We start from the raw sequence: 24,359 nt of genomic DNA, 5'->3' as shown, positions 1-24,359 counted from the left end.
TATCCCTCTTGACTATTTAGCCCCATGTTTAGGCAGTACTCCGCATGCTTTTAAAGGTGGCAGCAGGCCAAATCAAGCCAAACCGGGGAAAAGCGCACTGCGACGAATTGCCCGATGCTTGCAACTATGTGACGCACCGGTTACCGTTTTTAAAACTATCCGGCAGCGAACAAAGAATAAGCGCATGAATGATATCCTAAATCCCCTTCTTGAGGAACTTCACGCTGGGCGGTCTGCCATACTGGCTGTGGTAACCGGGACATGGGGGTCTGCGCCGAGGCAAGCGGGCAGCTTGATGCTTGTCCGGGCGGACGGCAGCTTCGAAGGCTCGGTTTCCGGCGGCTGTGTAGAGGGCAGCGTCATAGCGGAGGCAGGCACCCTCCTCCACAAGGGCAGTAGCAAGCGTCTCAATTTTTCCGTCTCCAACGACGATGCGTTTGCTGTTGGCCTCGCTTGCGGCGGCACTATTGCCGTCTCCTTGTTTGCGATCCGCCCCGAAAACGCAAAACAAATAGCCTCAACAGCGAACGCTATTCAGGCAAGGTGCAGTGGCTGCCTTGAGCTCTTCTACAAAACCGGCAGTACACAGTTCCTGTCAACCTCGTGCCGCAACTTGGTCGATGAAGAAGGTTCGCTACGCCTGCCGGTCCGGCCGAGACCACGCCTGGACATTTTAGGAGCAGTCCATATTGCGCAGGCGCTGGCGCCAATGGCAACGCTATGCGGTTTCGATGTCACTGTGATCGACCCAAGACAGGCTTTTACAGAGGCGCGCCGGTTCGACGGAGCTTCCGTGGTCAACGACTGGCCTGACGAATACTTTAACCGCAAGATGCCCGATCAAGCCACAGCAGTTGTCACCATGACGCATGACCCTAAACTTGATGATGCCGGCCTTATCCCCGCCCTTAATAGCCCGGCCTTTTATATTGGTTGCTTGGGCAGTAAAAAAACTCATGCTTCCCGGCTGACGCGCTTGCGCGAGACAGGCATAAAGGCTGACAGTCTCGCGCGGATATATGGCCCGGTGGGGCTTGATATCGGATCAAAATCTCCGGCGGAAATCGCCGTCTCCATCTTGTCGCAAGTGATTCACGTCCGGCGGTCTAAGGTTTATCCAGATGCGATTTGAAGAACGCCCGACACCTGACGCCCAAGGTTGGACGCTCGCACACAGCGTCGAGGCCGGAGAACGCCGCATTGCCAAGGGAACAACACTTGATGTGGAAGACCTGACAATCCTGCAGCAGCACCACATCGGATCGGTCCATGTTTTTTGTCTTGAACCGGGAGATGTAAAAGAAGACACAGCCGCGGGCGAACTGGCCAATCATCTGGCGGGCAAGAATATACGCGTGGGTCACACCCACAGAGGACGCTGTAACTTGCATTCCAAGTCGGATGGCCTATTGCTTGTGAACGACGAGATCAATTCTCTCAACGAGATTGACGAAACGCTGACTGTCGCGACCCTCGCGAATTTCAACCCCGTTCTCGAAGGCCAACTTGTTGCCACGACGAAGGTTATCCCTTACGCGGTCACGCGCCGCCTGCTCGACCAGGCCCAACAAAACCGTGCCCATATATCGGTCGCGCCATTCACACCCTTCACCGCACACTTTCTGCTCAGTGGCTCGGAGTTGCCCGATAAGCTCCGCAGGCTTACCGAACAACGGCTGGCGAAGGTGAAAGGCAGGATAGACAGCTATCAACAATGTACACATACGGTGGATGATGTCAGCAAAGCCCTGTGCGGATTGGCCTCCCGGCCGGGGTCCCTGATTTTGTTGCTTGGCATGTCCGCCATCAGTGACCGGCGGGACGTATTACCCGCAGCACTCGAAAAAGCGGGTGGCGAAGTGACCCAGCTTGGCATGCCGGTTGACCCCGGGAATCTGCTGATGCTGGGGCGTCTGGACGAGAAAACAGTCCTGGGCCTGCCCGGCTGCGCCCGGTCCCCGGCCCTGAATGGGCTTGACTGGGTACTGCAGCGTTTCGCCGCACGCCTGCCGCTTGGCCCGCGCGTTATCAGGAACATGGGGCTTGGAGGCCTTTTAAAAGAGGCGCTTCAACGGCCTGAGCCCCGAGCGCCCAGACATAAAAACAATACGGGCGTGCAGGCTGTTATCCTTGCTGCAGGTCGTTCAAGCCGGGCTGGTGGAACAAACAAGCTGCTCCGCACCCTCAATGGTAAGACGGTGATCATGGAAACTGTGTCGGTCATCAGTGCCGCCACAGACATGCCTCCCATCGTCGTTACCGGCCACAATCAGGCTGATATTGAAAAAGCGCTCAGCGGCTATACCGTCGCTATCACCAACAACCCTTTTTATACACATGGTATGGCCTCAAGTCTCAAATGCGGCCTTGAGACACTTGGGGCCGAACCAACATTCGGTCTTATCTGCTTGGGGGACATGCCATTTGTGCGGTCCGAAACGGTCTCCGCGCTGGTGAACACCGCCGCCCAAATGAGCGAGGCGCGTATATTCATCCCGACATTCAATGGCAAACGTGGCCACCCTATACTCTGGCATCGCTCCCTGTTCCCCGATCTGATGGCCATTTCAGGAGACAAAGGCGGGCGCGAGGTCATCCACGCAAACGAAAGTCTTGTCTGCGAGGTTCCCGTCACCGACCCGGGCATCCTGATTGATCTCGACACCCCGTCGGCAATGGCACAGTTTGGCATTAAGGACGACTAGGGCTGCAACGCTTCAAGTTCATCCTGGCTGGAATCAAGGGTGCGTGTCGTCAAGCCATAAGAAAAACCAGCACGCATCATGGACGCGATCTCTTTCTCTCGCCTGCCCTCAATATCATGCCCCTGCCGCCTGTATGGCCCAAAGCGGCGCCGCCGCACATAGGCCGCCGCGGCCAGTTCATCTGCTTTAGCGTCTCTCTCTTCGTCGACAAGGTTATTGACGGTGGTTTCAGCCACCTCTTGCTCCACCCCTTTGTAACGGAGGTCCTGCATAATCTGGCGGGTGGGTTTGCCTTTCCTGAGCAATCCTTCTGCGCGTTGTCGGGCATAGCTCTCGTCATTCACATAGCCATACCCAGCACATTTTTTGACTACATCATCAATCCAGCCCACCTGTTCATCCGTCGGCGGGGCATTCTCTTCATTGCGGCGCCTCACCTTACGCTCCAGCACCCGGCGCAGGTTTTCTTCCGAGCTCGCAAAGCGCCCCAGATAGTGAAGGGCCGCGCGTTCAAGATATCCGGCACTTACTTTCTTTGGTTTATAACTCTTGCCCTGCTTTTTCATGCGGTGAGCGCGTCAACCGCCCCAACAAAACGGTCTATTTCTTCATGGGTATTATAATAGTGTGGGGAAACCCGCACTGTTGTCTCAACGCCGCGCGCGCCAAGGTCAAGCCGGGTGTGCACCACACTTGCCACCTGAACAGCGATATCCTGCTCCTCAAGCCGTTTTTTGACCTCAGCGGCTGTCAGGCCTTTTTTATTGAAAGTGATAATGGCGGCTGATGCATCCGCCGGACATGTCGCCGCAACGTCCTTTATAGAATAGAGCTTCGATCGCAAATCAGCAGCCACAGACTGTGTGCGTTCAAACACGCGCGCTGGCCCCAGATGGAGGAGATAATCAACCGCAGCACCAAAACCAAGCTGGTTCCCGACACCGCGCTCCCAATCTTCAAACATCCGGGCGTCGCGGCGCAGTTCATAACGATCATTTGCTACCCACGCTGCGGACTGGTTTGTCAACATGGCAGGCTCAAGCCTTGAAAGCGCTTTATCACTGGCATAAAGGAAGCCAACACCTCGTGGGCCCCGCATAAATTTTCGCGAAGTACCGGTGAGCATATCACAGCCAATCTCATGCACATTTACTGGCAACTGCCCCACTGCCTGGCAGGCGTCCAACAGATAAAGGATGTTATGAGCCTGCGCGATGCGGCCAATCCGGGCGACCGGGTTGATCTGCCCACTGGAAGACGGAGTCTGTGCGACAGCAATAAGCCTTGTTCGCTTGTCGACAAGATTTTCGAGGTGTTTGAGGTCCAGTTTGCCATCGGGGCCAGCTTTTGCAACCCGTACTTCAATACCAAGTCGCTTCGACAACTGCAGGAACGCGACATAGTTGCTGCAATATTCGTTAAATGCGGTGACCAGATTGTCGCCTGTCTCAAAAGGCACGCTGTAAAAAGCCTTATTCCAGGCGTCAACCGCGCTACTTGTCAGCGCGTAATTATCGGAAGTGCCCCCCAAAAGTTTGGCGAGAGAGGCATATACTTGCTCATGCGCAACAGACTGTTGCTCATGAGCCACATATCCGCCAACATTTTGCTCAAGTTCCAGATGCTGCCTTAGCGTCGCAAGGACAGGTGTGGGCATTAGAGAGGAACCGCAGTTATCCAAGTGTAACCGCCTCAAAACACCCGGTGTTTCCGCTCTCACACAATTTAGCGCATCTTCGCCAAACCCCATATCCACCACTGTATCCTCGCACTTTCAGTTGTCATTTTTTGGCCGCAATCCTACCCTATCCAGCCCTGCCGCGTGCGATTTAGGCCAGAATTAACTTGCGCAGCCCGCATACAGAATGTAATTCAGCCCTAATATCCAGGCACGCGACCGTTCGTGAGTGAACAGGGTAAAGCTGGTCGAAAGCAAGAGTTTTTTGGCCATAGGCTTACCGTGCCGGTTTGAGTTTTAGTCATAGCCTCGGACGTTCCAAGGCTTGCTATTGTTGTTTTTGTAGGGTCCGGCTAAGGTATGCCGGGACAATTATGGTTGAAGCCAACGTTATGAAGGTAGAGACACCTACACAAGATCCTACGCTCGAGCGGCGTTATGCGGATTTTGACACGCTTGTTGAAGCGATAGAGTATGCAGCCAAGGGGGTGCGTGGGGCTAATTTCTATAATGCCCGCGGTGACTTGACCGATTCTGTAACGTGGAAAGAAGTGCGTGACCGCGCCGAAGTTCTTGGCCGCAAGATTGTAGCCATGGGCTTTGAAGCAGGCGACCGCATCGCCCTCATTGCAGAGACCAGCGCCAATTTTGTTGCCTTTTTCGTAGGCTGCCAATACGCAAGCGTCCTGCCAGTCCCCCTGCCGTTACCCACCAGCTTTGGCGGCAAGGACGGTTACGTATCCCAGCTACAGATGCAAATGCAGAGCTGTGCGGCAAACGGCCTTATGGCACCAGAATTCATGGCAGAGATTATCGAGGAAGCGACCGAAGGTCTCGACCTCCGCTTCACTGGCTCCTATGACGATTATATGGCACAAAAAGGCGATGGCGGCCTCCGTCTGCCTGTGCCGGATGATTTGGCTTACCTGCAGTATAGTTCCGGTAGTACCCGCTTCCCGCATGGTGTCTCTGTAACTCATCGTTCACTGTTGTCGAATACGCACGGCATGGGCTACCACGGCGTTGGTCTCAACGAAGATGACCGCTGTGTTTCGTGGCTGCCGTTTTATCACGACATGGGCCTTGTAGGTACGCTGTTGACTACCTTGACATGTCAGGTTTCCGTCGACTTTATCCCGACGGAGGAATTCGCCCGTCGTCCCTTAAGCTGGCTCCGGGTCATCACACGGAACAAGGGCACCATAACCTATAGCCCTACCTTCGGCTTTGATATCTGTGCGCGCCGTGCTGCTCTGCGTTCAAGCGCCCTTGAGGATCTTGACCTCTCCAGCGTTCGTGTCGCTGGTTGTGGCGCAGAAATGATCCGCCCCGATGTGCTGCGCTATTTCTACGAGACCTTCGCGCCCATCGGCTACAAGTGGGAAGCCTTCCTGCCAAGCTATGGACTGGCCGAATGCACACTGGGCGTCAGCTTTGGTGCAGTAGGCGTTGGCCTTGAGGTTGACCTTATTGAAGAAGCTGCCCTGACCGGGGACAAACACGTGCTTGTCAACGGCAAAGACGACAACGCCCGTATTCGGGAGGTCGTCAATTGCGGCAAGCCGCTTCCGGAATACGACATTGAGATCCGCAGCGAAGAAGACAAGGCGCTGCCCGACAGACAGGTTGGTAGAGTTTATTTGCGCGGCACTTCGGTCATGCGTGAATATTTCAACGATCCCGAGACCACACGTGCGGTGCTGAGCCCCGAGGGCTGGCTTGACACCGGAGATATGGGATACATGAAGGAAGGCTGTATTTATATCGTTGGCCGCGCCAAGGATATGATCATTGTCAATGGACGGAACCACTGGCCACAGGACATTGAATGGGCTGCCGAACAACTACCCGGTGTGAAGACAGGCGATGTTGCCGCAATCTCTGTGCCGGGTGAAAATGCTGAAGAAGTACCAATGATTCTGGCCCAGTGCCGTTTCTCGGAATCCTCGGATCGCCTCAAATTTGTTGAAGATCTCAAGCGGCACATTCAGAAAGCGACCGGCATCAATTGTATGATTGAGCTCGTGCCGCCGCGTTCCCTGCCGCGAACATCCAGCGGTAAACTGAGCCGCGTGAAGGCCCGCAATCAATATCTGTCCGGGAACCTGCAGGCGCTCGCAAGCTAGGTTACAAAAGGCATGACCCCATCATCGGATGGCCCCTCATCGGGTCCCCACACCTTCCAGCCAACGGTTGCGCTCACAGGTGCAACCGGTTTTCTGGGCCAGCATACTATCGATTGCTTTCTGAACGCTGGCTTTAAAGTCCGTGCACTTACGCGGCGTGATCAGGAAGATCGGGGTGGTGTCACCTGGGTGAAAGGGGACCTGGGAGACGAGGATGCCTTGGAGCGCCTGATGGCAGAGGCCCAGACACTTGTGCATATGGCCGCCCTGACAAAGGCATTATCACGAGATACTTTTTTCGACATTAATGTTGGTGGCACGAAGCGTGTGTTTGCTGCCGCGCGCCAGCAGGGTCTAAAGCGTGTTGTTCACGTATCTTCGCTTGCTGCCCGGGAGCCACAACTCAGCCATTATGGAGCCAGCAAGGCTGCATCCGAACTGCTGCTGACAGCGCGGGACTGGCCGTTTAGCTGGACCATCGTGCGTCCACCGGCCATATATGGCCCAGGCGACAAGGAAATCCTGAAGCTGCTGAAGGCGACCCGCTTTGGTATCCTGCCCGCTCCGGGCAAGAAGACGAACCGTTTTGCCATGATCCATGGCCATGATATGGCGCAGGCGCTCGTCGCCTTTGCGCAAGGCGGCAATGAACGAGCCATTGCAGAGATCGATGACCGCAAACCCAGTGGTTACACTCTGGCCGATGTCGCCGAAGCACTTGGTGGCGAAGACACGAAGAAGCCGTTTATCATCTCCCTACCCTTTGCGGTTCTTGGTTTCATTGGATTTCTCAACGGCCTTCTGGCCTGGGCCTTGCGCCGGCCAGCGATGCTCACGCTGTCAACCGCCCGGTACCTATGTCACAGCGACTGGACAGTGCGTGCATCACGTCGACCAAAGCTAGAGAATTGGGCGCCGCAATTTGACCTTAAAGCGGGCCTAGAGGATACCATTCGCTGGTATCGAAAAAACGGGCTTTTATGATAGCGCTGTCCCCGATATAAGACGGGGTTGAACAAATTATCAAAAATCAAATCGCAGGTAGGCAAACAGGATGGCTAACGAGCAAATCATTGAAAAGATTTATGAATTGATTGCCCCACTCAACAGGAAGGGCATTGAACTTAAGCCAGACGTTACTTTTGCCTCTGACCTTGAACTTGATTCTCTTACTGTCATGGACCTTGTCGCAGACATTGAGGACGAGTTCGATATCGTTTTGCCCCTTAATCTGTTGCCCGAACTCGAGACCATTGAGCAGGTTGCCGATGCCGTAGAGAAAATCATCAACAAGGGCTGATTAACCGTGGATCTCCTCGACAAATTTGACTCAACGGTTGCGCTGCGTGACTCGCTGCCATTTGAGAAAGCTGACCCGTTCAAGGTCGTGATGGAAGAAATCATTTCCGAAACTGAAGCCGTGATTGATGGTCGACATACCATTCTTGCTGGCACCAATAACTATATGGGTATGACCTTCAACGAAGAAGCTGTTGCAGCAGCCAAAGAAGCCTTGGATAATTTCGGTACCGGAACTACTGGCTCACGTGTTCTTAACGGCACCTATGGCGGCCATAAGGCATTAGAGGCAACCATCGCTGAGTTCTACGGCATGGAACACTGCATGGTATTTTCCACTGGCTATCAGGCGAACCTTGGTATGATATCGGCACTTGGTGGCAAGGATGACTTTGTCATTATTGATGCCGACAGCCACGCTTCTATTTACGACGGCTGCTCCATGGGTAACGCAACCATCGTCCGCTTTCGGCACAACGACGTCGAAAATATGGAACGCCGTCTGAAGCGCTTGCCGGAAGACGCAGGAAAACTTCTGGTGGTTGAGGGTATATATTCCATGCTTGGTGACGCCGCTCCACTGAAGGAGCTTTTGGAAGTCGCAAAAAAATATGGCTGTATGACACTCGTGGACGAAGCCCATTCCATGGGCTTCTGTGGTGAAAACGGTCGTGGCATTGCTGAGCAACTTGGTGTCGAACACCTCGTGGATTTCTACGTCGGCACCTTCTCGAAATCCGTTGGTACTGTTGGCGGCTTCGCGGTCTCCAGTCATCCAAAATTTGATGTGCTGCGGCTTGTCAGCCGACCGTACATTTTCACCGCCAGCCTGCCGCCAAGCGTTGTTGCATCCGCAACCAAATCGATCGAGGCAATCAAGCGCAGCGGCAACCGCCGGGCTCACCTGTGGGAAAATGCGCGCCGCCTGCATGCCGGGCTCAAGAAGGCGGGTTTCCATCTTGCCACACCTGACGCCCAAAGCCCGATCATCGCCGTGCATCTGCCTGATCCCATGCTCGGCACCCGTTTCTGGGAACAGCTTCTACTTGAAGGTGTCTACGCCAATATGGCTGCACCACCGGCAACGCCGTCTGGCGTATTTCTGATGCGCGTCAGTGTTTGTGCACAGCACACAACAGAACAGATCGACGAGATCATCACCCGTTTCAACCGCACCGCTGAGAAAGTTGGACTTGCGTTGAACCCCTAGCAGGCTACATGCCATAAAAAAGGCGCCCGACAAGGCGCCTTTTTTTATTTGAACGCGCCCCGGCGCTTTAGCCCCCAAAACAATCGAATACCTGAAAGCACAGGGCGCCTGCGCATGCGGTCGGTCACTTCAACCTCGACCCCCGAGTGACGTTTTATCTTCCATGCAAGATAGTCGATACCGCCGTCAAAGGTCACAGAGGCTTTCACGAGCCGCAGGAAACTGACCGCCTTTCCGTTCCAGCGACGCAGCATCCAGCGCAGCCGCGGCGCAAGCCGTTCAGTGCGCGACGGCTGTTTGAGTGGTGGAAACGGATCAGGCACCACATTAAGCACCTCTTCCACAAGCGCGGTGAGAGCGTCGTATCGGTCCTGGTCCAACAGGTAGATTTCCAGCCCTTTACCGCTCCGCTCAGACCGAAGCTCGGCAGAGTAGGTCTGTTCAAAGGCACCGACCCAAAGGTCCCGGGATTCTTTCGCGCTGGGCACAAGGTCCAGATAACTACCCAGCATGGTTTTAACAGCCTGAACGATATCCGAAGCGATATCTTTTTTTGTTTCCTCGTCCCGTGCCAGCATCAAAAGGCATGGCTGGCAAAAGCGGGCCCAAACCGAAACATTCAGGCATTCAGGTCGCACACGAAAAGCAAGGTCCGCGCGGGAAAGTACAGCGTATTTTGACCGGACGGTGACACCATTCACTTCTGTCTCGTGGTAAAAGACATTTGGCGGCAACACCTGATTGGCAACCGCCAACCAACGATTGTCATACGCCGCGCTGTATGTGTCTACAATCACATAGAAGTCGAGTACTTTCTCAATGATATCCCCTGTGCGCAGGCAGGACCCATAAAAAAGGATGCCACATACCGCACCATTGAAACGCTCTGCGATGCGCTGAGCAGCAACGGTCACTTCTTCAGGGATTTTGCGGCGCCATTCCTGAAGAATAAAATCTTGTATCTCTTTGTTCGGATCAGCAGCCATCTTATCTTACCTTAGGGAAACAAACGTCAACGTTCGGTCGCCTTTTAATATAATCGGCTTTCCGGGCAGAGGGTAATATATTTCACCATCAAGTGTTACAGGGTCACTACCCTCGACCCGAATTTCGTTTGACCGTCGGGTATGCACGCCATCTATGGTCTTTTTACCATATGCCCCCGTAATCAAACCACGCATAGCACCAAACACATTGCTGCCACCAGCTTCCACTGCCGAAAAGCGAAGCCCACCCTTGCCTTCTTTACCATAAGGCTTGAGGCGAAGCAGTAATCTGTCCAAGGTCGTCGTCATCACCATCGAGAACTGGCCAACCATGCGCCCACTACCGGGCACCGTGATTGTCATTGGGTCCGAGACCATCAATGTTTTATCCTTGCCAATGCCAAAAGCAGACAAAAGCAGTTTGGACACTGCAACAAAGTGCGCGAGTCCGTTCGGCAGACCTGCATCATAAGCGTGTTGGCGGCACCATTCGATGCCTTTGACAATACCCGCCGTTCCAAAGAACATGCCGACGCGTGCAGGCTGGCCATCCCCCATATCCATTTCAATAAGGTGCTTACGGGTAAGGCGTTCTGGAAGTTTGCCAGCATTTGTAAGCGCGATCAACTTTTTGAGCACTCGCTCAGGCCGGCCTTTAAAGCCGAGATCCGCTGCTGTCATATTGGTCTTGCCGCCAGGCAGGTAGGCAATTGGCGGCGTCACCGAAAACGGATTGCGATGCAAAAGTGCCGCAAGCACAGCACCGATTGTGCCGTCGCCGCCATTTACCACAAGCACGGCAGGGTTAGCCCGAGCAAAAAGCTCCAGCGCATCAGGGATCGAGCTAATTCCGTCAAGCTCGTAATGCACCACGTTCGGGCTATCATCCACCACCTTGCGCACAGCATCGATGCGTGCCGCATTTGTGGTGCTCTTGGGGTTTGAGATAATAGCTACAAGCGGTATGACGGTACCGCAGGCAATATTTTGACGATCCACATTCACGAGACGTGGTGCTCCATACAAAAACAGTCGAGGTGTGCGATGCCCCGACAGTCATACTTCCTGTTAGCCAAAAAAGTGGCATTCGCGCTGCCTTATAACCGCAAACGCTGGTTTTAGCAAATCTGTAACAATTCGCCTATCGCCGACGCAGCTGTCGGCGCTTTTCCTTCTGCTCTTCATCACCACCAAATATATAGGAAAGCTTTATCGACATTCTAGTCACGCCAGGTTTTGCCTCGAACATTACTTCATCTGCATCCGGTGGTCCGAACGACAATTTGGGATTATTTGAAAAACCAAAGCCTTCACTGAAAAAGTCAGCTTTGCCGTTGGCGTTCCGGTCGTGCATGACAGCAAGCGCATATCGGCCAGCACTCGGGAGAGGAACGCAGAGCGCCTGCCCATCACCGGTCGTCGGCACGTCCACACGTACCAGCTTGGCCCCTTTCTCAAGGAAATCATCCGGGTCGCTACCATAGACCTGCGCGCGTACATTCCCTTCCACGTCCTTGAAATCTTCGATCGTAAGCAGAACTGCCGCCCCGCTGATGCCCTCGGCACAGTTTGCCATGTCGTTTGCGACATAAGCCGGATCGTCTTTGTCCGCAAAAACAGTTGCACTTGCAAGCACCGTTAATGCCATACACAAAACCAAACGCTTTTTACTCAGCATATTTTTCTCCTGGCGTAACGCCATGAAGGCCAGCCTCTGTCATGCAGATGGCGTCCGATGGTGGCGAAAATATGTCCCCATTCTTCCAAATTGGGTATAAGACCAACATGGTTTTGCCACGTTCGGCGACTGAATGATAATGAAATGTCACTTGAAACAGGCCCTTAACAGGTGTAGCGCCAAAGCATGTTTACTCGCATCGACCGATATATCCTTCGCCAGATCATGGGGCCTCTTTTCACCACGCTTGGTGTAGCGGCCCTTTTGCTCATTCTCGAGCGCATGCTCAAACTTTTTGATTTTGTGGTGAACCAAGGCGGGCCAGTGGAAGTTGTCTTTCGCATGCTTGCCAACCAGATACCCCATTACCTGGGGCTGGCCCTGCCGGTCGGCCTGTTGCTGGGGGTATTGCTGGCATTCAGGAAAATATCCCTGTCGAGCGAATATGACGCCATCGTCTCATCGGGTGTTGGTCTGCCCCGGCTGATGCGGCCTGTGCTTTTCCTTTCCCTTGTCATGATGCTCGTCAACACCATCCTTGTTGGCTGGATCCAGCCTTACGGTCGCTATGCTTACCGTAACCTCGTATTTGACCTCAGAAGCGGGGCCCTCGGAGCCAGTGTCCGTGTGGGCGAGTTTGTTGATCTTGGCGACAACATCACGCTGATGATCGAAGAGTCCCGCAAACAGGGCGCGGAACTTATCGGCATTTTCCTTGAGCGCCGGGACGACGACAACACAATTTCCGTCACAGCCGAGCGTGGCGGTTTTTACGCCACCAGTGACGACCAGACAATCCTTCTGCGCCTGTATAACGGCGTGCTGGTCGATCTGAACGAAAGCCAGAACAAACCACGGGTCCTGAGTTTCGACCAGCAGGACCTGACTGTCACCCTGCCCGCCAAGGAAACCTTCCGTGATCGCGGCGGAGAACAGTTGGAGCTGACCCTGCCGGAGCTCAACCGCGAACGATATAATCCAGACCTCAGTGTGGCCGAACTCAATGCGTTCAATGCCAATTTCCACTGGCGTCTCATGCACAGCATGACATTTCTGGTATTGCCGTTCCTCGCGATCCCCATGGGAATCACCAATAAACGAACAGGACGAGGGACCGGCATTGTCGCCGGCCTCTCGTTGCTGATCCTCTACAATGAGTTTATGGAGGCAATGGAAACAGCCGTATCAAACGGCGCATCGCCCTATGCCACCACATGGCTTTTGTTTGGCATCTTCACCGCCATAAGCCTGTTTTTCTACCGCATCACAGCCTACAAGGTGGGGGGTGAGCCACTGGCGTGGATAGACAAAAGCTGGGCTGTTATCAGTGGGCCCATCAAAAAGGTATCCAAACGGCTTATGGGGGTTAGCGACTGATGGAAATGATCAGAACACTTCGTCGCCTTCTTGTGCCCTCGCGCACACTTGCGCGCTACATGGTGCGCATGCAACTCGGACGCTTTTTTGGCATCCTGATTGGGCTGACCGCTATACTGCAACTTCTTGTACTGATGGCAGTTTCAGATGAAATCATGGCGGCCGACGGTGCAAGCTGGGTATCGCTTGTATCCTTCGTCAGTATGCGTGCGCCACAACTCATAAGTCAATTCACGCCTTTCGCAGCACTCCTCGCGTCACTGCTGACACTCGCGACACTGAACCAGCATAGCGAAGTGGTAATCATGAAAGCGAGCGGCCTATCGGCGCATCGCATCCTGCTGCCCCTTGGCATCGCCAGCGGCATCATCGGGATTGCCCATTTCGCCTTCAATGAAACCATTGTCGTGAAAGCGAACGCAGAGCTGGAATATTGGGAGGCACACGACTATGCCGTCGACCTGCCGCCAAATGAGGGGCTTGCCGGCCGGGTCTGGCTGAAGGAAGGTAATACGATCGTTTTAGTGGAAGCCGTAAGCCGTATCCGCAATCGCGTGGTGCTGGACAAAGTTTCGCTTTTTGAGCGCGACAATGTTGGCCGCCTCACCGGTATGATACGCGCTGATTTCGGCTGGTATCAGGACGGCAAGTGGACCCTTCACGAAGTGCGCAAATTTGACACAAAAAGCCATGCACTCACAATCAACGCCACGCAAACCTGGGACATCCCCACCCGGCCAGAACGTTTCCTCGCACTGACCATCAAGCCTGACCACGTCTCCTTTCCCGGCCTTTGGCTGTCTATGAAGGAACTTGAGAAAGATGGCCTGCCCACGGATCGCCTCATGGCGTCATTCCTGCACAAGATCGCGGGGCCTGCCTCTACGCTTCTCATGCCGCTTCTGGCGGCCGTGGCCGCCTTTGGCGTGACCCGCGCAGGCAATCTTGCCATCCGCATCGTCTTTGGTATGGCCCTTGGGTTCAGCTTCTTTGTCGCCGACAACTTCATGCGCGCCATGGGGGAATTTGGTGTGGCACCGCCCTTTCTTGCCGCATGGGCCCCGTTTCTGCTGTTCCTGCTGTTGGGGTATAGCGTTATCTTCTACACCGAGGAAGGTCAGCCCAAGTTCAAACCCAGGAAAAAGGGCGCGGCCGAGTGAGCAGCGAAGGGAACACACCGCCAAGCCACCGTGCACGCGTCGCCGGTGGTGCCGGGTTCGCCTTCCTTGGCCGCCTTGGCGCGCTGGTCGAAGCGGTGTCCGTTATCGCCTTTACCTGGGTTTACGGCGCCACCACATTTGGCCTTTTCGCCGTTCTCTGGAGTTACGTGAAGGTATCCACCGCCTTCTCTGACCTCGCCATGAGCACAGCACTACAGCGCTATGTCCCCAAGGCGAATGATATCGACGCCAACATGGTGGCAGGCCATGCGCTCAAGCTCAGTTTCATCATATCAAGCCTCTTGGCTGTGCTCGGCTGCTATTTCGCGCCCGCTCTCTCAAGCTTCATCAGTGCATCCGACGCCGACGCTGACCAACTTGTCACCATTATCCGTATTTATGTGTGGGTACTGCCTTTCTGGACGATGGTGGAGGTTGCCACCGCCGCCATTCGCGCGCGTCGCACCTTTGGCCCGGAAATCCGCGTGCGTATCTTTTATGAGCAAGGCCTGCGGCTGATCGCTGCCATGGGGTTCGGCTTCATGGGGTACATGACCTATGGCCTGTTTCTCGCCCATCTCGCCAGTGTTATCCTGGCAGCGCTGTTAGCCCTTAGGTTGATCTCGAAACACTATGACCTCAAGTCGGTGCTGAGGGCCCCCCTCACCGGCCCCATTGCCCGCGAAATGCGCCGGTACGGCATCTCTGTCATGCCGTCCAACACGATCAAGAAGCTCTTCAGCGAGTTTCCGGTCATGTTCCTCAACTTCATGTTGCCAGGTGCGGCCGGCGCTGCGGCCGGCGGCTATTATGCCGTCGCCCGCAAGATCGCCAGCTCCCTTCAGGCCGTGCGCATGACGTTTGAATATGTCATGGCTCCGCTGGCAGCGGAGAAGGACGGCCACGGCGACCATGAGGCGCTGCGCGATATGTACGGCTACGCCACCCGGCTGTCACTGTGTCTTGCCCTGCCCTTCGGCGGGGCGCTTGTATTGGCGCGCCACGATATTCTCGTCACCATGGATCCTGAGTTTCAGGCCGCCGCCGCCGCCATCGCCATCCTGTGCCTTAGCCGGGTCATTGAGGCAGCCACCGGCCCGTCCTCCGCGATTATAGAGATGCTGGGCCACCGCCTCCTGCCTGCGATCAATGGCCTGATGGGGCTTGCCGCGCTGCTTGGTCTCGGCGTGTGGCTGATCCCGGTGCACGGCGTAACGGGGGCAGCCGTAGCCGCTGCTGTGGGGCTGAATATCACAGCGTTTCTGGCGTTACTTGAAGGCCATTTCCTCTTCCGCCTGTGGCCCTATGACCGGCATATGCTGCGCCCGCTTGTGGTCTCTGTGCTGACAACAGGTGCGCTGATGGCTCTGGTGCCCGCAAGTGCTGCGTGGCCCGCCCCGGTGGGCTTTGGCGCGGCAATAGCAGGCCTCGCCCTATCGGCCGTGATCCTCGTACGTCTAGGCCTCAGCCATGAAGATGCGGAAGCACTTGGCAAGCTTGGCAAAATCAAAAAACGGAAAGCGGCATGACGGACGAAATAAGCTTCGACGATTTTCTCAAGGTCGATATGCGTGTTGGCACCATTATGTCAGCCAAGCCAAACGAAAAAGCCCGTAAACCCGCCTATGTGCTGCAGATTGACTTTGGCGACGCATACGGCGCCAGGACAACCTCGGCCCAGATCACCGACACCCACAGCCTTGAAGACCTGCCCGGCATGCAGGTGCTGGCGGTGATAAATTTCCCGCCCAAACGGGTTGCAGGTGTAAAGTCCGAAGTCCTGACCCTTGCCACGCTTGAGGAAGACGGCCGAGCGGTCCTGATCACACCCAGTCAGCCAGTGCCGAACGGCACCCGCCTGCTTTAGGCTTGCAATTTCACGCTCCTTCTTTATCCAAAGACCATACGCGACCATACCTAAGGGAAAAACCGTGAGCAGCATCAATATCCGCCAGATCACCGACAACGCGGGCATCAAGGATTTCATCAACGTCACCCGCGAGGTATACAAAGACGATCCAAACTGGGTCCAGCCACTGACGATGGAACGTATGGATGCGCTGCGTCCCGATAAAAACCCTTACTATGAGCACGCCGACGTGGCGCTGTGGGTCGCGCAGCAAGACGGCAGGCTTGTAGGTCGTATCTCTGCCCAGATCGATAAGTTGGCGCAGGAAAAATGGGGGCCAAATCTCGGCCACTTCGGCTTTTTTGAAGCCACTGACGCGGGAGTCGCCGCCAAACTGCTCGCAATCGCTCAAGGCTGGCTGACTGAGCGTGGGATGAAGCGCATGCAGGGGCCATGGTCCTTCTCCACCGCGGAAGAAGTCGGCACGCTTATTGACGGCTTCGACACCCCGCCGTGTGTGATGATGCCCCATGGCAGGCCTGAGTATGACGGCTGGCTGAAGGCACACGGCCTTGATAAAGCCCGTGACATGCACGCCTTCCGGCTTGACCTGACTATGCCACCGCCCGAACGCGCGGTGCGTATCGTGAAAATGGCCGAGAAGAACAAACGCGTCACCATGCGCCCGATCGACATGAAAAACTTCAACGCCGAGGTTGCCACCATCCTAGATATCTATAACGAAGCATGGTCCGACAACTGGGGCTATGTGCCCTTCACCCCCCATGAGGTGGAGCACGGCGCCAAGGGCCTGAAGCCGGTGGTGAAACCCTACCGTACCTATATCTGTGAATATGACGGCGAGCCGGTTGCCTTCATGCTAACCATCCCGGACGTGAACCATAAAATCCGCGACCTTGACGGCAAACTGTTCCCCTTCGGTATTTTCAAGCTGATGTACCGTATGATGAACGGCAAGGAAGACCGCTGCCGCGTGCCGCTGATGGGCGTGCGCAAAAAATTCCAGAAAGGCCCCTTGGGCGCCGCCATGGCGATGTGGATGATCCGCGTCAGCCAGCAAAACGTAGTCGACCGCGGCGCCACCTTCGGCGAGCTCGGCTGGATTTTGGAGGATAACGACGGCATGATCTCCATCCTTGAGGAGATCGGCTGCGAGATTTACAAAACCTACCGGGTTTATGAGAAAGCCATCGGCTGATTAGGGGCATATATGACCGGAAACATCGCACGCTTTGAAGACAGCGGGAAAGCACGGGCGCTTTCAAGCTTCACGGGTGAGTTTCTAGTGCGCTGCCCCAAGTGCGGTGCCGCCGCCATCATCCGCGGCACGCGCCTTACCTGCACCAGCTGTCATGCCAGCATCGAGGCGAAAGACGCGCCCGCACGCGCATCCGCGCTGATCGGCAACTTCCAGACCAGTGCCGGTGTTAAGAACTGGTTTGGCAATGTAAAGCCGGTGCTTGAACTGAAGGGCGGCACACCGCTTCGCTACACCTGCTCGAGCTGCGGCAAGGACCTTGCAGCCCCTGCCACCCGGTCAAACGCAGCCAATCTGCCGCGTGACATAACGCTCACGTGTGACGGCTGCGGCCGCGAAAACAGCTTCACGCCGGTGTGGCACCCAGCCTACAGCAGCCATGACGCCCGCGACCCTGCCTTCGGCTGTGAGCTATTCCTGCAGAAAACCTTGCGCGACGGCACCCTGTTTGTGTTCAACGCGAAACACGCCGAAGCGCTTCTTGAATACATCAGCGCTGGTTTGCGCGAGTTCAAGGCGGATCAAGGCCGGCACAGCTATTTCACCAACCTGCCCACATGGATCAAAGCCGCCAAAAACCGCGACACCATTGTGAAAACGCTGGAAGGGTTTATTGAGGAGATGAACTCAATTACCTAGTCGCCATCTTCCCCTGCGCTAGCTCGGCAAATTCACACAGCAGCGGGCGGGTGTCACGGGGGTCTATGACGTCTTCGACCATGAAGGCTTCGGCGGTGCGGAAGGGGCTGCGCACCTTGTCGAGCCGCGCCTTGATCTCCTGGAGTGCTGCTGCCGGGTCTTCAGCTTTCTCTAGTTCCGCCTTATAGGCAACCTCGATACCGCCCTCAAGCGGCAGGCTGCCCCAATCCCCCGATGGCCACGCAAAGCGGTATTGGAAGCGGCTGTGGTCGCTCATCGCCGCGCCACCCACGCCGTAGGCCTTGCGGATGATCACGCTGGCCCATGGCACGGTGGATTTGTAGATGCCATTCAGGGCCTCGACACCAAAACGGATGGTGGCGGCACGCTCCGCCTCCAGCCCGATCATGAAGCCGGGGTTGTCGACAAAATGCACCACCGGCAGCGAGAAGGTATTGGCGAGCTTCACGAAGCGTTCCACCTTGCGCGCGCCGTCCGCCGACCAGGAGCCGCCCATAAAGGACGGGTCGCTCGCGATCACCGCCACCGGCCAGCCGTTCAGTCGCGCCAGCCCGGTGATCGAACTACGGCCCCACATGCGGCCGATTTCCATGAAACTGCCGCGGTCCATCACCGTGTTCAAAATCTTGCGCATGGAGTATGCCGCGCGGCGATCTTCGGGCACGGCGCTGAGCAAGCTTTCATCCCGGCGTTCAACGCCGTCTGTCGTCTCTCCGCGTGGCGGCAGGCTGCCCGCTGACGACGGCAAGTAGGAGAGGAAACGTTTTGCAGCCTCGAACGCCTCATCTTCCGTGTTCACCACATCATCCACGGTACCGTTACGGCCGTGAATGTCCGCCCCGCCGAGGGCTTCCTTGTCATGGGTTTCGCCAATTGCCGCCACAACCGCGGGCCCGGCGGTGAAGATGTGCGACATACCCCGCACCATCACACTATAGTGGCTCGCCGCCACCCGCGCGGCACCAAGCCCGGCAACGGAACCGAGCGCAACCGCCACCACCGGCGCGCTGTCGAGGTTTTTGGCCACATGTTCCCAGCCCGGCAGGTACGGCACGTAAGTGAGGCCCATGTCCTCAAGCATCTTCACGCTGCCGCCACCGCCGGTGCCGTCGATGAGGCGGATCAGCGGCAGTTTGTATTCATGCGCCATCTGTTCCGCCAGCACGGCCTTGCGCCAGATGGCAGCGTCCGCCGCGCCGCCGCGCACGGTGAAGTCATCGCCCGTGAGAACAACCGGCCTGCGGTTAATATCGGCTCGGCCAAACAGGAAGTTGGCGGGCTTAAAGTCCTCAAGCTCACCTTCAGGGTCATAACTGCCCTTGCCCGCAAGCTTGCCAATTTCGCGGAAGGAGCCGGGGTCCGCCATCTTGGCGATACGCTGGCGCACGTCCATCTTGCCCCGGCCGTGCTGGCGCGCAACCTTGTCATCGCCGCCCATCTTCTCTGCCAACGCTTCACGCTGCTTCTTCTCAGCTAGCTCTTTATCCCACGCCAAACCCGGTTTCCCTTCTTGCTGATACGCCCCGCACCATCTGCACGTTGTTGCCAAGGTTAAAGATAACCCGTCGTACAGGTTCGGCAAGGCCGCTTGATCTGTCGGCGGTAACCCCGGCGGGAGTCGAACCTATAAAGAATTCGGGTTTGGCGAATGGATGTACAATGCTTCCCATAGATGTATTATACATTTCTTAAAATTGTATACGACTGCCTGGATAATCAACCATCATCAATAGGGGGATGACATGATTGCCGTTGGACTTGTTATCGGGCTTGCCTTTGGGCTTATATCCGGCGCACTTTTTCACATTCTTGTAATGCAGAACGTCGCACTGGGCGTCTTTTCCTTCCTGCTACCAGTTGTGCAGCCACTGCTTGCCATTTTTGTGTTCCCGGCCAATGCTCCGCTGTGGGTGCTCACTCTGTTGGGTATCCTTTATTATCTGCTGTTCAACGTCCTGATCTTCTGGATTTTTACCGTGCTCGGGCAGCGCTCACTTGTCTTTCCTGCACTCCCCGGTCGCGTTGCAGAAACATCGGAACAGCTATTCCTGCACGGGTTTGGCTTCGGTACCGCTGCGACTGTTAACATGGTCATCTGGGCCGCGTTTCCGCTGCCGGGGCCAGTCAGTTTCACGCTGGCCATTATTGCGGTGACACCTGCCCTCGCAGTGATCCGGCCCATCAGGCACAATCTCTTTTATCAAGGCATCCTGGGCTGGATGGCCTGGGTCATGCCTGTGTCCTGGCTATTGAACGCCTTTGGCTTCCTGCTCGCGCTTGTGCTGGGGCCAATGGGGCTTGCGAATTATGGACGCGGTGCCATCCGCTTTGACGCCACGGCTGGCGTTCTTGAAATACGAACGCCCCTTGGCGGCGGCACAACCGCCTTCAGCAACGGCAATTTTACCGTACTGAATGGCAACAACCCCGCCATTGCACCAGGTGATTTCCTCGGCGCCAGTGTTTCCTCACATGAGGCTGGCCACAGTATGGACCACTCCGCCATGACCGGCTTTTTTACCCTTGCTACCGTGATTGAGGAAATACGGGTTTTTGGCGGCGCCGACGCACGGGCCATCGGTCAGATCACGGCCGAAAGCCGCGGCGCGCCACGCGCCACCCGGTTTTACACGCCAATCTGGTCGCCTTGAGGGCCCAAGCCAGAGCCCGCATGCTCAGTTGAAGTATATGCATTGAAAAAAGGGGGAACCCATGTGTGAATTCCTACAAATATCGGTCAAGGGTGCCAATCTTGGTCCCGGCGGATTACCGCTTCAAATTGACTTCTTTGCGCGCGTAGAGAGCACCTGCCGCAGGGTCCATGTCGAGATACGCAACAGCCAGAACGTGCCGATCTTCCAGAGCGACATAGACGCATCGCAGAACGTTGGTAACAATGCAGGCCTTCAAACACGCGACCTTCGCGCCAGCTTTGACAACGCCGTTGCAGGGCTGCACTGTAATGACAGGGTCACTGTTACCCTGACGTGCATTGACAGTGCTGAATGCACCACCACCGCTACTACATCGGTTGACTGCAAGGGGATCGACGAACCACGATGCCCGCAACCGGGTGATGTTGACATTGACCTCGCATTTGCCGGACAAGCGGTGGACTTGGCAGGCAACTGCATACCATCTGGTGACTTCACCGCCACCGCCACCAACGTACCACCCGGGTCACAAATATTCTGGACGCTGGAGATTGCTGGCAACCCAAGTGTTCCCCCCGGCGTGAACCCGACCACGGTGCATCTTCCTGCAGGGAATGAGGTCATATCGTTGACTGTGACCGTCATTCCACAGGCGTGCCCGCCCGTCACCCGCACCGTTGTCTTTCCTGACCGCCATGCGGGGCCCTGCCCCAATACGGTGACCTACGAGATTCGCAAAAATGGTGCCGTCGTCGCGCCACCCTATGAAAACCTCGAAAGCGGGGAATATACCATCCGCGTACTGTCTCCCGTTGGGCAGCAGATACGATATACCTACGTGGTGGAGGGTGTACTGGTGCACGCTGGCCCGGAGACAGAGCAAAGCTTTCAGCTGCAGGGCATGGGTGACACAACGCGGGTATTGGTGGTGGCCGACACCAGCGAATGCTGCCCCCCTATCCCGGTGGCCGTAGACCTGACCTCAGCCGAAGGGGAGGCCATGACACCGGAACCTGAACCTGAGGACCCAAACCCCGACTTGCCCGACGACCAACCTGACGATGGGCCGGGTGATGGCCCTGGAAACGGCCCCGGAAATGGCGGCAATAATGGCAGCAACGACGATGATGATGACTGGAACTGGAATTTCAGCCTGTGTGGGCTGCTCTATGCGGCGTTGATGATCCTCGTGTTTGCATTTATCGTCGCGTGGGTCGTTGCCTTCAGTACCTTTCCTCCGCTTGTCCCCGTGCTGTTGGGCCTTGGGATCGGGCTTGCAGCCATTATCGCATTGCAAGCTATCATGTCGGTAACATGTAATATGAGCCTGTGCCGCGCGCTGCGTATTCTGGAATGGATGTTCATCTGGTCAGCTATCGCCTGTGTGCTAATCGCGCTTGGTTCGCTGCTGGCATTGCAGTCACTGTTGTTTGGTGCTCTTGTTGGCGGGGTCATTGCGTTGGCATTAGCTCTCTGGCTGCATGCCCGTGGCTGCCGCCAACCAGAACTGCTGCGACTGCCATAGAGAAAGCGAGGAGCGTCAGGTGTGTTATTTCAGCCTGATTGCATCAGCCGGACGCCCTCGTCGCGTTCAAACAGGTACAGAAGGTGGCGAAGCGCCTTCCCCCTGCCTGTCTCGAGGTTCGGATCTTTATTGATGATAAGACGGGCATCGTCGCGGGCAAGCTCGATCAAGGATGCGTGCTCGGCGAAATCCACCAACCTGAACTCCGGCAAACCACTTTGCTTTGTGCCCAAAATCTCACCACCACCGCGCAGGCGTAGGTCTTCCTCCGCGATCAGGAAGCCGTCTTCGCTTTCACGCATGATCTTGAGACGTGCGCGGGCCACGTCGCCAATCTCGTTTGTGCGCAAGAGGATACAGCTTGATTTGTCGCTGCCGCGCCCGACCCTGCCGCGAAGCTGGTGCAACTGTGCAAGGCCGAACCGTTCGGCATGCTCAATCACCATGATCGTCGCCTCCGGCACGTTCACGCCTACCTCGATCACCGTGGTAGAAACCAGCACGCTCAATTCGCCGCGTTGGAAACGGCCCATGACGTCGTCCTTCTCAGGCCCTTTCATCTTGCCGTGCACCAGTCCCACACGCGGGCCGAACATGCCTTTAAGACTGGCGAAGCGTTCTTCAGCTGCCGCGATATCAAGTTGTTCGCTTTCTTCCACAAGCGGGCACACCCAATAAGCACGTGCCCCGCCCTGCACAGCGCGGTGCACACCTGCCGCCACATCCGCGATGCGGTCAAGCGCGACCACGCGGGTATCCACCGGCAGGCGCCCCGGCGGTTTCTCCATGATGCGGGAGACATCAAGGTCCCCATAGGACGTCAGCGTCAGCGTGCGCGGGATAGGTGTGGCAGTCATCCCCAGCACATCAATCCCCGCAGACGCCTTGGCGGCAAGCGCCAGACGCTGTTGCACACCAAAGCGGTGCTGCTCGTCAATGATGGCAAAGCCTAAGTCCTTGAATTCCACATCGCCCTGAATGAGTGCATGGGTACCGATCAGGATATCAATTTCGCCAGCAACCAGCGGTTCCAGCACCGTCTTACGGGCCTTACCCTTGGAGCGCCCGGTCAACAGCGCAACCTTCAGCCCTGCGGCCTCCGCTAGCGGCTGAATGGTTGCCAAATGCTGGTTTGCAAGGATTTCGGTGGGGGCAAGCAGCGCGCATTGCACCCCTGCCTCCACCGCTGCCGCCATGGCCAGCAGCGCCACCACGGTTTTGCCGCTGCCCACATCGCCCTGCATCAGACGCAGCATGGCACGGTCGCTCTGCAGATCAGTGACAATCTCCGCCAACGCCGTTTTCTGGTCGCCCGTCAGGCTATATGGCAGTGCTGCGAGAATGCGTTCCCTTATGTGGCCGCTACCCTTGAGGGGCCGACCCCTTTTTTTCCGGGTACGGTCCCGCACAATAGCTAGTGCAAGCTGGCTCGCCAGCAGTTCATCCGCGGCAAGCCTCCGCCGTGGCTTGCTGCCTGGCGCCAGCACTTCCGGCCCTTCGGGATGATGGATGGCATGCACAGCTTCCAGCATGGTCGGCCAGGCTTCACGCGCCATCACACTGGGGTCCTGCCATTCGGGTAGTTCCGGCACGCTTTCAATCGCGGCATGGATGGCTTTCCTGAGGATCTTGCCCGACAGGCCTGCTGTTAAGGGATAAACCGTTTCCACCGATGGAAGCTCCGCCGCATTCTCGGGTGCAACTATATAATCCGGGTGGGTCATCTGAACCTGGTTCAGGTAATGCTCAACCTTGCCGCTGATCAGCCGCACTTCGCCTTCCGGCAATTGCTTGCGCAGGTAATCCGCCCGCGCGTTGAAGAAGACGAGCGTCAATTCGGCCGACGCATCGCGGCACACCACGCGGTATGGTACACGACGGTTCTGGGACGGGCGGTGTTCTTCAACGATTACCTCAAGCGTGGCCACACTGCCGGGTGCGGCGACCGCCGCCGTGGGGCGATAGCGGCGGTCGATCAGGCCTGTGGGCAGATGGAACAAAAGGTCGCGGGTGCGCGTGCCTGCAAGCTTCTCGATCGCCAGCCGGTTCCGCTTGCCAATGCCCGGCAGGCGTTCAATATCAGCAAAATAATCAAACAGCGCTTCAGGCCGCATACGGCAGCATTCCCCCTGAAAATATGCGAAGTTTTGCTTTAACGAGCCCAGACCTTAGC

21 protein-coding genes are annotated in these 24,359 nt (G+C 56.4%); 14 read left to right on the top strand and 7 right to left on the bottom strand.

Going from position 1 to position 24,359, the window contains the following annotated elements:
• The first annotated feature begins 184 nt into the window (after window positions 1-184).
• Together OEU85_RS09890 and OEU85_RS09885 are read left to right on the top strand one after the other, a co-directional pair.
• Entirely contained in the window at window positions 185-1,132 is a 948-nt protein-coding gene (locus OEU85_RS09890; protein ID WP_262691311.1) for an XdhC family protein, read from the top strand.
• Window positions 1,122-2,705 carry a molybdopterin-binding/glycosyltransferase family 2 protein gene (locus tag OEU85_RS09885; RefSeq protein ID WP_262691310.1) on the top strand — a complete coding sequence of 528 codons (1,584 nt, stop codon included), beginning with the start codon at window positions 1,122-1,124 and terminating at the stop codon, window positions 2,703-2,705. The genes OEU85_RS09890 and OEU85_RS09885 overlap by 11 nt, the downstream gene beginning before the upstream one ends.
• Here OEU85_RS09885 and OEU85_RS09880 read toward each other — a convergent pair.
• Window positions 2,702-3,271 carry a regulatory protein RecX gene (locus tag OEU85_RS09880; RefSeq protein WP_262691309.1) on the bottom strand — a complete coding sequence of 190 codons (570 nt, stop codon included), beginning with the start codon at window positions 3,269-3,271 and terminating at the stop codon, window positions 2,702-2,704. The genes OEU85_RS09885 and OEU85_RS09880 overlap by 4 nt on opposite strands.
• Window positions 3,268-4,455, bottom strand: coding sequence for an aminotransferase class V-fold PLP-dependent enzyme (locus tag OEU85_RS09875; protein ID WP_262691822.1), 1,188 nt, complete (start codon window positions 4,453-4,455; stop codon window positions 3,268-3,270). Before OEU85_RS09875 ends, OEU85_RS09880 begins: the two co-directional genes overlap by 4 nt.
• A gap of 302 nt (window positions 4,456-4,757) precedes the next feature.
• Between OEU85_RS09875 and OEU85_RS09870 the strand changes: the two genes are divergently transcribed.
• From OEU85_RS09870 to spt, 4 genes are all read left to right on the top strand, one after another.
• Window positions 4,758-6,509 carry a fatty acyl-AMP ligase gene (locus OEU85_RS09870; RefSeq protein WP_262691308.1) on the top strand — a complete coding sequence of 584 codons (1,752 nt, stop codon included), beginning with the start codon at window positions 4,758-4,760 and terminating at the stop codon, window positions 6,507-6,509.
• A gap of 12 nt (window positions 6,510-6,521) precedes the next feature.
• Window positions 6,522-7,493 (top strand): NAD-dependent epimerase/dehydratase family protein, encoded by a 972-nt coding sequence (locus tag OEU85_RS09865; protein WP_262691307.1) that lies wholly within the window; start codon window positions 6,522-6,524, stop codon window positions 7,491-7,493.
• Between the two features lie 70 nt (window positions 7,494-7,563).
• Window positions 7,564-7,809, top strand: coding sequence for an acyl carrier protein (locus OEU85_RS09860; protein WP_262691306.1), 246 nt, complete (start codon window positions 7,564-7,566; stop codon window positions 7,807-7,809).
• Window positions 7,810-7,815: 6 nt separating this feature from the next.
• Window positions 7,816-9,018: a serine palmitoyltransferase gene (gene spt, locus OEU85_RS09855; RefSeq protein ID WP_262691305.1), complete on the top strand. Its 1,203-nt coding sequence runs from the start codon at window positions 7,816-7,818 to the stop codon at window positions 9,016-9,018.
• A gap of 44 nt (window positions 9,019-9,062) precedes the next feature.
• Here the strand turns inward: spt and OEU85_RS09850 are convergent, their stop codons facing one another.
• The 3 genes from OEU85_RS09850 to OEU85_RS09840 all read right to left on the bottom strand — a co-directional run bounded on the left by OEU85_RS09850 (window position 9,063) and on the right by OEU85_RS09840 (window position 11,682).
• Window positions 9,063-10,004, bottom strand: coding sequence for a hypothetical protein (locus OEU85_RS09850; protein WP_262691304.1), 942 nt, complete (start codon window positions 10,002-10,004; stop codon window positions 9,063-9,065).
• Window positions 10,005-10,010: 6 nt separating this feature from the next.
• On the bottom strand, window positions 10,011-11,009 hold the full coding sequence (locus tag OEU85_RS09845) for a diacylglycerol/lipid kinase family protein (protein WP_262691303.1): 999 nt from the start codon (window positions 11,007-11,009) through the stop codon (window positions 10,011-10,013).
• Between the two features lie 136 nt (window positions 11,010-11,145).
• Window positions 11,146-11,682 carry a DUF2141 domain-containing protein gene (locus OEU85_RS09840; RefSeq protein WP_262691302.1) on the bottom strand — a complete coding sequence of 179 codons (537 nt, stop codon included), beginning with the start codon at window positions 11,680-11,682 and terminating at the stop codon, window positions 11,146-11,148.
• Window positions 11,683-11,868: 186 nt separating this feature from the next.
• Between OEU85_RS09840 and lptF the strand changes: the two genes are divergently transcribed.
• From lptF to OEU85_RS09810, 6 genes are all read left to right on the top strand, one after another.
• Window positions 11,869-13,059 carry an LPS export ABC transporter permease LptF gene (gene lptF, locus OEU85_RS09835; protein ID WP_262691301.1) on the top strand — a complete coding sequence of 397 codons (1,191 nt, stop codon included), beginning with the start codon at window positions 11,869-11,871 and terminating at the stop codon, window positions 13,057-13,059.
• Window positions 13,059-14,219 (top strand): LPS export ABC transporter permease LptG, encoded by a 1,161-nt coding sequence (lptG, locus tag OEU85_RS09830; protein ID WP_262691300.1) that lies wholly within the window; start codon window positions 13,059-13,061, stop codon window positions 14,217-14,219. Before lptF ends, lptG begins: the two co-directional genes overlap by 1 nt.
• Window positions 14,216-15,748, top strand: coding sequence for a lipopolysaccharide biosynthesis protein (locus OEU85_RS09825; protein ID WP_262691299.1), 1,533 nt, complete (start codon window positions 14,216-14,218; stop codon window positions 15,746-15,748). Before lptG ends, OEU85_RS09825 begins: the two co-directional genes overlap by 4 nt.
• Window positions 15,745-16,086: a tRNA-binding protein gene (locus OEU85_RS09820; protein WP_262691298.1), complete on the top strand. Its 342-nt coding sequence runs from the start codon at window positions 15,745-15,747 to the stop codon at window positions 16,084-16,086. Before OEU85_RS09825 ends, OEU85_RS09820 begins: the two co-directional genes overlap by 4 nt.
• A 64-nt stretch (window positions 16,087-16,150) precedes the next feature.
• Complete coding sequence (locus OEU85_RS09815) at window positions 16,151-17,287, top strand: hypothetical protein (protein ID WP_262691297.1); 1,137 nt, start codon at window positions 16,151-16,153, stop codon at window positions 17,285-17,287.
• 12 nt (window positions 17,288-17,299) lie between these two features.
• Complete coding sequence (locus OEU85_RS09810; protein WP_262691296.1) at window positions 17,300-17,986, top strand: hypothetical protein; 687 nt, start codon at window positions 17,300-17,302, stop codon at window positions 17,984-17,986.
• Here the strand turns inward: OEU85_RS09810 and OEU85_RS09805 are convergent.
• On the bottom strand, window positions 17,979-19,502 hold the full coding sequence (locus OEU85_RS09805; protein ID WP_262691295.1) for an acyl-CoA carboxylase subunit beta: 1,524 nt from the start codon (window positions 19,500-19,502) through the stop codon (window positions 17,979-17,981). The genes OEU85_RS09810 and OEU85_RS09805 overlap by 8 nt on opposite strands.
• Window positions 19,503-19,749: 247 nt before the next feature.
• Here OEU85_RS09805 and OEU85_RS09800 point away from each other — a divergent pair, with 247 nt between their 5' ends.
• Both OEU85_RS09800 and OEU85_RS09795 read left to right on the top strand, forming a co-directional pair.
• Window positions 19,750-20,658, top strand: a complete 909-nt coding sequence (locus OEU85_RS09800; protein WP_262691294.1) for a hypothetical protein — start codon at window positions 19,750-19,752, stop codon at window positions 20,656-20,658.
• Between the two features lie 61 nt (window positions 20,659-20,719).
• Entirely contained in the window at window positions 20,720-22,186 is a 1,467-nt protein-coding gene (locus tag OEU85_RS09795) for an MATE family efflux transporter (RefSeq protein WP_262691293.1), read from the top strand.
• Between the two features lie 29 nt (window positions 22,187-22,215).
• On the opposite strand, the gene recG is transcribed toward OEU85_RS09795, so the two are convergent.
• Complete coding sequence (gene recG, locus OEU85_RS09790) at window positions 22,216-24,300, bottom strand: ATP-dependent DNA helicase RecG (RefSeq protein WP_262691292.1); 2,085 nt, start codon at window positions 24,298-24,300, stop codon at window positions 22,216-22,218.
• Window positions 24,301-24,359: the final 59 nt, after the last annotated feature.

This window comes from Kordiimonas aestuarii (assembly GCF_025574465.1).
Lineage (GTDB): Bacteria > Pseudomonadota > Alphaproteobacteria > Sphingomonadales > Kordiimonadaceae > Kordiimonas > Kordiimonas aestuarii.
Note: the sequence above shows the minus strand (reverse complement) of the source record. Positions and strands in the feature narration are given on the sequence as shown.

What these genes read in the sequence shown, in the direction of transcription:
- OEU85_RS09890 (WP_262691311.1), top strand. Translation starts at nt 185, where the DNA reads ATGAATGATATCCTAAATCCCCTTCTTGAGGAACTTCACGCTGGGCGG.
- OEU85_RS09885 (WP_262691310.1), top strand. Translation starts at nt 1,122, where the DNA reads ATGCGATTTGAAGAACGCCCGACACCTGACGCCCAAGGTTGGACGCTC.
- OEU85_RS09880 (WP_262691309.1), bottom strand. Translation starts at nt 3,271, where the DNA reads ATGAAAAAGCAGGGCAAGAGTTATAAACCAAAGAAAGTAAGTGCCGGA.
- OEU85_RS09875 (WP_262691822.1), bottom strand. Translation starts at nt 4,455, where the DNA reads ATGGGGTTTGGCGAAGATGCGCTAAATTGTGTGAGAGCGGAAACACCG.
- OEU85_RS09870 (WP_262691308.1), top strand. Translation starts at nt 4,758, where the DNA reads ATGGTTGAAGCCAACGTTATGAAGGTAGAGACACCTACACAAGATCCT.
- OEU85_RS09865 (WP_262691307.1), top strand. Translation starts at nt 6,522, where the DNA reads ATGACCCCATCATCGGATGGCCCCTCATCGGGTCCCCACACCTTCCAG.
- OEU85_RS09860 (WP_262691306.1), top strand. Translation starts at nt 7,564, where the DNA reads ATGGCTAACGAGCAAATCATTGAAAAGATTTATGAATTGATTGCCCCA.
- OEU85_RS09850 (WP_262691304.1), bottom strand. Translation starts at nt 10,004, where the DNA reads ATGGCTGCTGATCCGAACAAAGAGATACAAGATTTTATTCTTCAGGAA.
- OEU85_RS09840 (WP_262691302.1), bottom strand. Translation starts at nt 11,682, where the DNA reads ATGCTGAGTAAAAAGCGTTTGGTTTTGTGTATGGCATTAACGGTGCTT.
- lptF (WP_262691301.1), top strand. Translation starts at nt 11,869, where the DNA reads ATGTTTACTCGCATCGACCGATATATCCTTCGCCAGATCATGGGGCCT.
- lptG (WP_262691300.1), top strand. Translation starts at nt 13,059, where the DNA reads ATGGAAATGATCAGAACACTTCGTCGCCTTCTTGTGCCCTCGCGCACA.
- OEU85_RS09820 (WP_262691298.1), top strand. Translation starts at nt 15,745, where the DNA reads ATGACGGACGAAATAAGCTTCGACGATTTTCTCAAGGTCGATATGCGT.
- OEU85_RS09810 (WP_262691296.1), top strand. Translation starts at nt 17,300, where the DNA reads ATGACCGGAAACATCGCACGCTTTGAAGACAGCGGGAAAGCACGGGCG.
- OEU85_RS09800 (WP_262691294.1), top strand. Translation starts at nt 19,750, where the DNA reads ATGATTGCCGTTGGACTTGTTATCGGGCTTGCCTTTGGGCTTATATCC.
- OEU85_RS09795 (WP_262691293.1), top strand. Translation starts at nt 20,720, where the DNA reads ATGTGTGAATTCCTACAAATATCGGTCAAGGGTGCCAATCTTGGTCCC.
- recG (WP_262691292.1), bottom strand. Translation starts at nt 24,300, where the DNA reads ATGCGGCCTGAAGCGCTGTTTGATTATTTTGCTGATATTGAACGCCTG.